Source organism: Dokdonella sp. (genome assembly GCF_036518555.1).
Lineage (GTDB): Bacteria > Pseudomonadota > Gammaproteobacteria > Xanthomonadales > Rhodanobacteraceae > Dokdonella_A.
Map to the genome: position 1 here is coordinate 1 of NZ_DATDMY010000223.1, position 10871 is coordinate 10871.

Annotated in this window: 12 protein-coding genes, 1 tRNA gene and 1 pseudogene; all 14 read left to right on the forward strand. The window is 69.1% G+C overall.

Annotated elements, in window-relative coordinates:
* Positions 1-150: pseudogene (locus tag VI238_RS12455) on the forward strand (crossover junction endodeoxyribonuclease RuvC); the annotation flags it as partial.
* Positions 147-740, forward strand: coding sequence for a Holliday junction branch migration protein RuvA (ruvA, locus tag VI238_RS12460; RefSeq protein WP_331651818.1), 594 nt, complete (start codon positions 147-149; stop codon positions 738-740). The pseudogene VI238_RS12455 and the gene ruvA, both read left to right, overlap by 4 nt.
* A 15-nt stretch (positions 741-755) precedes the next feature.
* Positions 756-2645, forward strand: a complete 1890-nt coding sequence (locus VI238_RS12465; protein ID WP_331651820.1) for a potassium transporter Kup — start codon at positions 756-758, stop codon at positions 2643-2645.
* 151 nt (positions 2646-2796) lie between these two features.
* On the forward strand, positions 2797-3843 hold the full coding sequence (gene ruvB, locus VI238_RS12470; RefSeq protein ID WP_331651822.1) for a Holliday junction branch migration DNA helicase RuvB: 1047 nt from the start codon (positions 2797-2799) through the stop codon (positions 3841-3843).
* Positions 3844-3860: 17 nt separating this feature from the next.
* Complete coding sequence (gene ybgC / locus VI238_RS12475) at positions 3861-4283, forward strand: tol-pal system-associated acyl-CoA thioesterase (RefSeq protein ID WP_331651824.1); 423 nt, start codon at positions 3861-3863, stop codon at positions 4281-4283.
* Positions 4280-4963 carry a protein TolQ gene (gene tolQ / locus VI238_RS12480; RefSeq protein WP_331651826.1) on the forward strand — a complete coding sequence of 228 codons (684 nt, stop codon included), beginning with the start codon at positions 4280-4282 and terminating at the stop codon, positions 4961-4963. The genes ybgC and tolQ overlap by 4 nt, the downstream gene beginning before the upstream one ends.
* Before the next feature lie 37 nt (positions 4964-5000).
* A complete protein-coding gene (tolR, locus tag VI238_RS12485; RefSeq protein ID WP_331651828.1) occupies positions 5001-5441 on the forward strand; it encodes a protein TolR in 441 nt (146 codons plus the stop codon).
* A gap of 5 nt (positions 5442-5446) precedes the next feature.
* A complete protein-coding gene (locus VI238_RS12490; protein WP_331651830.1) occupies positions 5447-6367 on the forward strand; it encodes a cell envelope integrity protein TolA in 921 nt (306 codons plus the stop codon).
* 4 nt (positions 6368-6371) lie between these two features.
* Entirely contained in the window at positions 6372-7694 is a 1323-nt protein-coding gene (gene tolB, locus VI238_RS12495) for a Tol-Pal system beta propeller repeat protein TolB (protein WP_331651832.1), read from the forward strand.
* 97 nt (positions 7695-7791) lie between these two features.
* Positions 7792-8301 carry a peptidoglycan-associated lipoprotein Pal gene (pal, locus tag VI238_RS12500; protein WP_331651834.1) on the forward strand — a complete coding sequence of 170 codons (510 nt, stop codon included), beginning with the start codon at positions 7792-7794 and terminating at the stop codon, positions 8299-8301.
* 6 nt (positions 8302-8307) lie between these two features.
* Complete coding sequence (gene ybgF / locus VI238_RS12505; RefSeq protein WP_331651840.1) at positions 8308-9252, forward strand: tol-pal system protein YbgF; 945 nt, start codon at positions 8308-8310, stop codon at positions 9250-9252.
* A gap of 7 nt (positions 9253-9259) precedes the next feature.
* Complete coding sequence (gene queE, locus VI238_RS12510) at positions 9260-9982, forward strand: 7-carboxy-7-deazaguanine synthase QueE (RefSeq protein WP_331651836.1); 723 nt, start codon at positions 9260-9262, stop codon at positions 9980-9982.
* On the forward strand, positions 9979-10665 hold the full coding sequence (queC, locus tag VI238_RS12515; RefSeq protein ID WP_331651838.1) for a 7-cyano-7-deazaguanine synthase QueC: 687 nt from the start codon (positions 9979-9981) through the stop codon (positions 10663-10665). Before queE ends, queC begins: the two co-directional genes overlap by 4 nt.
* Positions 10666-10722: 57 nt before the next feature.
* Positions 10723-10797: transfer RNA gene (locus VI238_RS12520), tRNA-Lys, on the forward strand.
* Positions 10798-10871: the final 74 nt, after the last annotated feature.

Sequence of the window (10871 nt, forward strand, 5' to 3'; positions counted from 1 at the left end):
CAGCACATGGTCGGCCTGCTGCTGCAGCTGCCGGGCCGGCTGCAGGCCGACGCGGCCGACGCGCTCGCGATCGCGCTCGCGCATGCGCACACGCGTTCGAGCCTGCAGCGCCTCGGCCTGCCGCGCGAAGCGTGGAGGCGGCGCCGATGATCGGCCGCCTCAGGGGCGTGCTCGTCGCCAAGCAGCCGCCGTGGCTCGTGCTCGACGTCGCCGGCGTCGGCTACGAGCTCGAAGCGCCGATGTCGACCTTCTTCGACCTGCCCGAGCTCGGCCGCGAGGTGAGCCTGTGCACGCATTACGCGGTGAAGGAAGACACGGTCGCGCTGTACGGGTTCCTGCGCGAGGCCGAACGCAGCCTGTTCCGCACGCTGCAGAAGGTCTCGGGCGTCGGCGCGAGGATCGCGCTGTCGGTGCTGTCGGGCGTGAGCGTCGACGAATTCGCGCGGCTCGTGCAGGTCGGCGACGTCGCCGCGCTGACGCGCATCCCGGGCATCGGCAAGAAGACGGCCGAGCGCATGGTGGTCGAACTGCGCGATCGCGTCGACGGCCTCGGCGGCGGCGCCACGGCGACGATCGGCGGCGCGGTAGGCGCGCTCGATCCCGTTGCGGAAGCCGGCGTCGCGTTGCAGGCGCTCGGCTACAAGCCGGCCGAAATCACCCGCCTCGTGCGCGATGCGGCCGCCCCCGGCGATCGCGCCGAGGACATCATCCGCAAGGCGCTCAAGGCGGCGCTGCGCTAACGGAGATACGGCACGATGAGTCAGGACATCGACAACGGGGGCGACGTCGGCGCCCGCACCCGCGCGCTCGTGCTCGGTGCGATCGGCGTCGTCTACGGCGACATCGGCACGAGTCCGCTCTACACGATTAAGCAGACCTTCGGCGAACACGGCGCGGCGCCGACCACGACGAACGTGCTCGGCGTGCTGTCGCTCGTGTTCTGGTCCCTGATCCTGGTCGTCTCGGTCAAGTACGCCGGTTTCATCATGCGTGCGGACAACAAGGGCGAGGGCGGCATCATGGCCCTCACCGCGCTCGCCCAGCGCAGCGTGCGCTCGAGCCAGCGCGCGCGCTGGTGGATCGTCGTGCTCGGCTTGTTCGGCGCCGCGCTGTTCTTCGGCGATGGCGTGATCACGCCGGCGATCTCGGTGCTCGGCGCGGTCGAGGGCATGGAGGTGCTCGCTCCGGGGCTCGCGCACTGGGTCGTGCCGCTGTCGGCGCTGATCATCGTCGGGCTGTTCGCATTCCAGAACCGCGGAACCGGCAAGGTCGGCGCAGTGTTCGCGCCCGTGATGATCCTCTGGTTCCTCGCGCTCGCGATGCTCGGCATCTGGCATGTCGCGCAGAATCCGGCGGTGCTGCGCGCGCTGTCGCCGTACTACGCGATCGAATTCTTCGCGCAGGCGCGCTGGACCGCGTTCTTCACCCTCGGCTCGGTGATCCTCGCGATCACCGGTGCCGAGGCGCTGTACGCGGACATGGGCCACTTCGGCAAGAAGCCGATCCGCTGGTCGTGGTTCGGTTTCGTGCTGCCCTCGCTCGTGCTCAATTACTTCGGCCAGGGCGCGCTGCTGATCGCCGACCCGAAGGCGGTCGACAACCCGCTCTTCATGATGGTGCCGTCGATGCTGCTCGTGCCGATGCTCGTGCTCGCGACCGCGGCCGCCGTGATCGCGTCGCAGGCGGTCATCTCGGGCGCGTTCTCGGTCACGCGCGAGGCGATCCAGCTCGGTTTCCTGCCGCGCATGCAGGTGCGCCACACCTCGCATGAACAGATGGGGCAGATCTACCTGCCGTGGATCAACCGCATGCTGCTCGTGCTCACGCTCGCGGTCGTGGTCGGCTTCCGTTCGTCCGACAACCTCGGCGCGGCCTACGGCATCGCCGTGGTCGGTACGATGACGATCGACTCGATCCTCGTCATGATCGTGTTCCGCCGCATGTGGCACTGGACCCGCACGCGCGTCGCGCTGGTCGGCCTGCTGTTCCTGTTCGTCGACCTTGCCTTCCTCACCGCCAACGCGGACAAGGTCGAGCACGGCGGCTGGTTCCCGCTCGTGCTCGGCAGCGTGATCTTCACCCTCATGGCGACCTGGCGCCGCGGCCGCGAGCTCGTCGTGCGCGAGATCAAGCACAGCGGACTCGCGCTCGAGCCGTTCATCGCCTCGATCGTCGCGCACCCGCCGCTGCGCGTGCCGGGCACCGCGGTCTTCCTCACCGCGAACCAGGAGGGCGTGCCGCACGCGCTGCTTCACAACCTCAAGCACAACAAGGTGCTGCACGAGCGCAACGTGATGCTGACGGTCGAGACGGTCGACACGCCGATCGCCGAGAACGACGAGCGCGTCGCGGTCGAGTCGCTCGGCGACGAGTTCTATCGGGTCACCCTGCGCTTCGGCTTCGCCGAGGACCCCGACGTGCCGAACATGCTCGAGACCGTGACCGTCTGCGGCCAGCCGTTCGACATGATGGACACGACGTTCTTCCTCAGCCGCGAGAGCATCGTCGCGACCGACCGCCCCGGCATGGCGCTCTGGCGCGACAAGCTGTTCGCCTTCATGCAGCGCAACGCGATCCCGGCGACCGCGTTCTTCCAGATCCCGGGCAACCGCCTGATCGAGCTCGGGACCCAGGTGGAGATCTGAAGGCGAGGGCCCGGGGCCGGGCGCTGCGAGGCGCGGACGTGCTCGCGTTCATGCGCCGTATGGTTTCCGCTGCCTCGCGGCGGACCGAAACCCGCATAATTGCGCAGCCCTACGGGCGACCCCTCAGCCGCCAGTTCTCAGCCGTCGACACATGACCGATCGCCTCACGTCAGCCGGCGCCACGCGCGAGGACGATCTCGTCGAGGCGACGATCCGCCCGCAGCGGCTCGCCGAATACCTCGGCCAGCCGACCGTGCGCGAGCAGCTCGGCATCTACATCGAGGCCGCCCGCCGTCGCAGCGAGGCGCTCGACCATGTGCTCATCTTCGGGCCGCCGGGGCTCGGCAAGACGACCCTGTCGCACGTGATCGCGAACGAACTCGGCGTCAACCTGCGTTCGACCTCGGGACCCGTGCTCGAGCGGCCGGGCGACCTCGCCGCTCTGCTGACCAACCTGCAGCCGCGCGACGTGCTGTTCGTCGACGAGATCCACCGCCTCTCGCCGATCGTCGAGGAAGTGCTTTATCCCGCGCTGGAAGACTTCCAGATCGACATCATGATCGGCGAAGGGCCCGCCGCGCGCTCGATCAAGCTGGACCTGCCGCCGTTCACGCTGATCGGAGCGACGACGCGCGCGGGCCTGCTCACCGCGCCGCTGCGCGACCGCTTCGGCATCGTGCAGAGGCTCGAGTTCTACAGCCCGCTCGAACTCACCGCGATCGTGCGTCGCGCGGCGAAGATCCTCGGCATCGCCTGCGACGGCGATGGCGCGACCGAGATCGCGCGGCGCGCACGCGGTACGCCGCGCATCGCCAACCGCCTGTTGCGGCGCGTGCGCGACTATGCCGAGATCAAGGCGGGCGGCACGATCACGCGCGACGCGGCGAATGCGGCGCTCGAGATGCTGCGCGTCGACGCCGAAGGCTTCGACGCGCTCGACCGGCGCCTGCTGACGACGATCATCGAGAACTTCGACGGCGGCCCGGTCGGCGTCGAATCCCTCGCCGCGGCGATCAGCGAGGAGCGCGGCACGATCGAGGACGTGCTCGAGCCGTTCCTGATCCAGCAGGGTTTCCTCGTGCGCACCGCGCGCGGCCGCATGGTCACCTCGAAGTGCTGGCGGCATTTCGGCCTCGCGCCGCCGCGTCGCGCGAGCGCCGACGACCTGTTCGAGGCGCCTCCCGGGAGCGCGCCGTGAGTGCGGCCGCGGGAGGGATGCCCGCCGCCGTCGGCGCCGTGTTCGCCTGGCCCTGCCGGGTCTACTGGGAAGACACCGACGCCGGCGGAGTCGTCTATCATGCGCGCTACCTGCACTTCCTCGAACGCGCGCGCAGCGAGTGGTTCCGCGCGCGCGGCATCGGCCAGCAGCGCCTGCGCGAGCAGGAAGGCATCGTCTTCGTCGTTCATCGCATGGAGCTCGCGTTCAATGCGCCCGCACGGCTCGACGACCTGCTGAGCGCGACCGTCAGCATCGGCGACCTGCGCAGCGCGAGTTTCAGCGTGCGCCAGCAGCTGGTGCGCGAACCCGAACCGAGGGCGCTGGTCGAAGCGAACGTGCGCATCGCGTGCCTCGACGCGCAGCGCTTCCGGCCACGCCCCATCCCGAATCACCTGCTTCAGGAAATCACCCCTGCATGAACTCGGAACTCAACGTCCTCGCCCTGATCCTCGGCGCCAGCCTGCCGGTCAAGCTCGTGCTCGGGATCCTGATCGGCTTCTCGATCGCGTCGTGGTTCATCATCTTCCGCAAGAAGGCCCTGCTCGACCGCGCCAATGCGAGCGCGGACGAATTCGAGGAGCGCTTCTGGTCCGGCGCCGACCTCGCCGGCCTGTTCAAGGAGATCAGTGGCGCGGGCGATCGCGTGAGCGGCAGCGGCGCGATCTTCGAAGCCGGTTTCCGCGAATTCGCACGCCTGCGCCAGCGACGCGGCGTCGACTCGCGCGCGCTGCTCGAAGGCGCCCAGCGTGCGATGCGCGTCGCCTCGACGCGCGAGGTCGACCGCCTCGAGCACAGCCTCGAGTTCCTCGCCAACGTCGGTTCGATCAGTCCCTACGTCGGCCTGTTCGGCACCGTGTGGGGCATCATGATCGCGTTCCAGGGCCTCGCCAACGTCAAGGAGGCGACGATCGCGATGGTCGCGCCGGGCATCTCGGAGGCGCTCATCGCGACCGCGATGGGCCTGTTCGCGGCGATCCCCGCGGTGTGGGCGTACAACCGCTATTCGACCAAGCTCGAGCGCATCAGCCTGCGCTACGACACGTTCGTCGAGGAGTTCTCCTCGATCCTCGCGCGCCAGGCGCACGTCGACGACGCCTGAACCCCGCGCCGTCCCGCCCCGCGTTGGAATCCCCTGCATGCAGAACCTGAAATCGCGCAAGCGCCGCAAGCTCAAGGCCGAGATCAACGTCGTGCCGTACATCGACGTCATGCTCGTGCTGCTCATCATCTTCATGGTGACCGCGCCGCTGCTCAACCTGGGCGTCGACATCCAGCTGCCGCAGTCGGCGGCGAAGGCGATCCAGAACGACAAGGAGCCCGCCGTCGTCAGCGTCGACGAGGGCGGCGCGCTGTTCCTCACCCTCGGCGCGTCGCAGCGCGAACCGATCGACCCCGACACGCTGGTCAAGAAAGTTTCAGCTTTCGTCCGCGAGAATCCACAGGTACCCGTGCTGGTGGCCGGCGACCAGCGCGCCGATTACGGCAAGATCTACCAGGCGATGGTGCTGTTGCAGTCGGCGGGCGTGCCGAAGGTCGGGCTCATGAGCCAGCCCGTGCAAGCGGAACAGGCCCACTGACCCGAATGGAGACCTTCGGCGACAAGGCGCGCGCATTCGCGCTGGCGATGGCGTTGCACCTGCTGTGCGTCCTCGCGTTGCTCGTCGGCCTCTGGTGGACGCGCGAGACGCGCCCGGTGAGCATGCCGGGGCCGGTGATCGAGGCGACCCTCGTCGGGCCGACCGCGGCGCCGAAGGCGAGGGCGGGTGCGCAAAAGCCGCAGCCGTCCAGGCCTCCCGCGAAACCGGAACCCCCCAAACCCGAACCACCGAAGCCGGAGCCGAAGCCGATCGAGCAACCGGAACCGCCCAAACCCGAGAAGCAGACGCCGAACGAGTTGCAGAAGCCGAGTCAGGTCGATCAGGAGCGCGTCGCCGCGCTCGCGCAGGAGAAGGCCGAGCAGGAGAAGCGCGAGCAGGAAGAGAAGGCCCGCCAGCGCCAGGTCGAGCTCGAGGACGAGAAGCAGCGCAAGCTGCGCGAGGAGCAGCAGAAGCAGCTCGCCGAGATCCGCAAGGAGCGCGAGGCGGTCGAAAAGAAGCTCAAGCTCGAACGCGAGCGGCTCGCGCAGATCGAGGATCGCAACCAGAAGCAGGCACAGGCACAGGCGCAACCGGAGGCCGAACACGAAGCCGAACAGGCGCAGACCGGCGCGGGAGGGCAGGACAACGACCTCACCGCGCGCTATGCGGCGGCGATCCAGGCCGCGGTCACGAACAACTGGAACCGGCCGGACAACGCGCAGGCGGGCCTGCGCTGCGTGCTCAGCATCGCGCAGATCCCGGGCGGCGACGTGATCAGCGTGTCGATCGGTTCGCCGTGCAACGCCGATCCGGTCACGCGCACTTCGATCGAGCAGGCGGTCATGAAGGCCGCGCCGCTGCCGTACCAGGGCTACGAGAAAGTGTTCCAGCGCAACATCAAGTTCAACTTCCGATACGACGGGTAGGCCGATGACGAATTTCGCGGGAATCCTGGGCAGGCTGGCATGGGTCGTCGTTGGCGTCTGCGGACTCGGCGGCGCGGCGCACGCGCAGCTGGACATCGACATCGTCAACGGCAACGCGTCGGCGCTGCCGATCGCGGTGGTCCCGTTCGGCTTCGACGGCGCGAGCGTGCCGCCCGAGTCGAACCCGGGCGAGATCGTGCGCGCCGACCTCGCGCGCTCCGGCCAGTTCCGCACCTTGCCGAAGAACGACATCGTCGAGTTCCCGACCCGCCAGGGCGAAGTGAAGTTCGCGACCTGGCGCCTGCTCAAGCAGGACTGGCTCGTGGTCGGCCGCATGGCCGATGGCGACGGCGGGTCGTTGCGCATCGAGTGGGAACTGTTCGACGTCGCGAGCCAGTCGCTGAAGGCGAATGGCACGATCAGCGGCCAACGCAGCGGCCTGCGCGACATCGCGCACCAGGTCGCCGATGCGATCTACGAGAAGATCCTCGGCGTGCGTGGCGCGTTCTGGACGCGCATCGCCTACATCACCGCGACCGGCACGCCGCCGAAGAACATGTCGTACGCGCTGATGGTCGCCGATTCGGACGGCTACAACCCGCAGGTCGTCGTGCGCTCGCGCGAGGCGCTGTTGTCGCCGGCGTGGTCGCCGGACGGCAGGCGCATCGCCTACGTGTCGTTCGAAAGCGGCAATTCGGCGATCTACGTGCAGGATCTCGGCACCGGGTCGCGCCAGGTCGTGTCGAGCAGCCGCGGCATCAACAGCGCGCCCGCGTTTTCGCCCGACGGCAACCGGCTCGCGGTGAGCCTGTCCAAGGGCGGCAATCCGGACATCTACATCCTCGACCTCGCGACGCGCCAGGCGACGCCGGTCACGCGCCATTTCGCGATCGACACGGAGCCGCGCTGGGCGCCCGACGGGCAGACGCTCTACTTCACATCGGACCGTTCCGGCAAGCCGCAGATCTACCAGGTAGCGCCGACGGGCGGCGAGCCTTCGCGCGTGACGTTCGCGGGCCAGTACAACGCGAGTCCGAGCGTCGTCGACGCCAAAGGCATCAAGCTTGCAATGGTGCAGGGCAACGGAAACGTGTATCGTATTGCGGTCCTCGACCGGGCGACCAGCCAGAACACCCTGGTGTCCCCGGGCAGCCAAGACGAAGCCCCGAGTTTCGCACCGAACGGAAGCATGCTGCTGTACGCCGCCAGCGAAGGCATCCGCGGCGTGCTGTACGCCGCATCCGCCGATGGACGAGTGCGTCAACGACTGGGCCTCGCGGAGGGGGACGTGCGTGAACCCGCATGGGGCCCGTATCGCCAGCGCTGAGCCGGTGAGCGGGAGCGGCGAGTCGCCACTGCTCCGCTTGAACGTCGATTCAGGATTCTTCCAACACCATCTGCCCAGTTCAGCCAAGGGAACGACCATGAACAACACCGTCCGTATCGCTTTCTCGATCCTGCTCGTCGCAGGCGTTGCGGCCTGCAAGAAGAAGCAGGAGGTCAAGCCGGCGCCGTCGACCGAATCCACCACGACGGAAACGCGTGGGATGGAAAGCACCGGCAAGTACACCAAGGACAGCCTCGAGACCGACTCCTGCCTGCGCCAGCGCGTGGTCTACTTCGACCTCGACAAGACCGAGATCAAGCCGGAATTCCAGGCCCAGGTCGCGTGCCACGCCGAATACCTGCGCCAGTTCCCCGAAGCGCGCGTGACGCTCGAAGGCAATGCGGACGAGCGCGGTTCGCGCGAGTACAACCTCGGCCTCGGCGAGCGCCGCGGCAACGCCGTGCAGGGCGCGCTGAGCGCGGCCGGCGCATCGTCCTCGCAGCTCAACGTCACGAGCTACGGCGAAGAGCGTCCGGTCTGCCGCCAGCACGACGAATCGTGCTGGTCGAAGAACCGTCGCGTCGAGATCGTCTACACCGCGAAGTAAGACGTGATGGCGCACTTGAAGTCGAGTGCGATCGCGACGGCGGCCTTCGCGGCCGCCGTCTGCGCGTTCGCCGCACCCGTTGCAGCACAGCAGCGACTGTCGCTGGCCGAGCGCGTCGAGCGCCTCGAGCAGCAGGCGAACGGACAGGGCGGTGGCGCGGTCGACCTCGTCAACCAGATCCAGGCGCTGCAGTCGCAGGTGCAGTCGCTGCAGGGCCAGGTCGAAGAGCTCAGGCATGCGCTCGACGAGGCGAAGCAGCGCAACAAGGACCAGTACACCGACCTCGATTCGCGGATTGGCCGTCTGGAAGGCCGCGGCGGCGCCCCTGCGGCCGCCGCGCCCGCCGCCCGCGCGCCGACGCAGCCCGAGCAACCACCGGATGTCGACCTCGCCAATCCGGGTGCCCGCCCGTCGGCCGCTGCGCCTCGCGGCAACGTCGGCGAACTGACCGCGGACGATCGCTCCGCGATCGCGCCCGGCGAGCCCTCGCCGCGCGCCCCGGCCCCGGGCGAACCCGCAGCGGCGGCCACGACCGTCGCGAAGGCGGCACCTGCCGATCCCGCGGCCGAGGGAGCGACCTACAACGAGGCGTTCGCGGCGCTCAAGGACGGCCGCTACGCCGAGTCGGCGCGTCGCTTCCAGACGTTCATCGACCAGTATCCCGACAGCGACCTCACCGGCAACGCCTACTACTGGCTCGGCGAGTCGTACTACGTGACGCAGAACTACAAGATCGCACAGGACGCGTTCCAGACCCTGCTCACGCGCTATCCGAACAGCCAGAAGGCGCCGGACGCGCTGCTCAAGGTCGGCTACAGCCAGTACGAGCAGAAGCAGTGGGACCAGGCCGAGGCCACGCTCAACGACGTCGTGCAGAAGTATCCGGATACGACCGTCGCGCGGCTCGCGCAGGGACGCTTGCGCGCGTTGCAGTCGGAATCGCGGCACTGATCGCGCCATGACGACCGTCGCCGCCCGCGGCGCCGCGGCCGGCGACGCCGTCGCCGCCGTCGGCGCGAACGCCGAAGGCGCGCCGTCGCCCGAGCGGCTGCGCATCACCGAGATCTTCCATTCGTTGCAGGGCGAAGCCGATGCGGTCGGCTGGCCGACCGTGTTCGTCCGGCTCACCGGCTGTCCATTGCGCTGCACCTGGTGCGATACGACCTACTCGTTCCACGGTGGCGAATGGCGCACGATCGACGCCGTGCTCGACGAGGTCGCCGCGTACGGCGCGCGCCACGTCTGCGTGACCGGCGGCGAGCCGCTCGCGCAGAAGCGCTGCCATACGCTGCTCGCGCGCCTGTGCGACGCGGGCTACGAAGTATCGCTGGAGACTTCCGGAGCGCTCGACGTCGGCGAAGTCGATGCGCGCGTGCGCAAGGTCGTCGATCTGAAGGCGCCCGGCTCGGGCGAGGTCGCGCGCAATCTTTGGTCGAACGTCGCGCACCTGCTGCCGCACGACCAGGTCAAGGCCGTCATCGCGGATCGCGCCGACTACGACTGGGCGGTCGCGCGCGTACGCGAGCACGGCCTGGACGCGCGCTGCCAGGTGCTGTTCTCGCCCGTACACGGTCGCCTCGCGCCGCGCGTACTCGCCGAGTGGATCCTGGCCGATCGCCTGCCGGTGCGCATGCAGCTCCAGTTGCACAAGCTGCTCTGGGGCGAGGAGCCTGGACGGTGAGCGCGCGCGCGCACGTCGGTCGCGCGGTCGTGCTCGTGTCCGGCGGCATGGATTCGGCGGTCACGCTCGCGATGGCGCGCGCGCGCGGCCATGCGTGCCATGCGCTCAGCGTCGACTACGGCCAGCGCCACGCGTCCGAACTCGAAGCCGCGCGCAGTGTCGCACTCGCGCTCGGCGCGGTCGAACACAAGACCGTGCGCGTCGACCTGCGCAGCATCGGCGGCTCGGCGCTCACCGCGGACGACATCGCGGTGCCCGAGGACGGCGGCGCCGGCATCCCGGTGACCTACGTCCCGGCGCGCAACACGATCATGCTGTCGGTCGCGCTCGGCTGGGCCGAGGTGCTCGGCGCGCGCGACATCTGGTGCGGCGTCAACGCGGTCGACTACTCGGGCTACCCCGACTGCCGGCCCGCGTTCATCGAGGCGTTCGGCCGCCTCGCCAACGTCGCCACCAAGGCCGGCGTCGAAGGTGCGCACCTCGCCGTGCACGCGCCGCTGCTCGAGATGGGCAAGGCTGACATCGTGCGCGCGGGACTCGCGCTCGGCATCGATTTCGCGCAGACCGTGTCGTGCTACCAGGCCGACGCGCAAGGCCGCGCCTGCGGCCATTGCGATGCCTGCCGCCTGCGCGCCGACGGCTTCCGCCGCGCCGGCGTCGCCGACCCCACGCGCTACCGTTGACGCGGCAGGGCGGGTAAACTGCGCGGCCCCGCGGCGATCGCGGGCGCCTTCCCCCGTGGGCCGTTAGCTCAGCGGTAGAGCAGCGGACTTTTAATCCGTTGGTCGATGGTTCGATCCCATCACGGCCCACCAATCCTTCAACGTTGTGGCTTCGAGCCGTCCATGGCGCGCCGACCCATTCGCCATCCATGGCTCATCCTCACGCT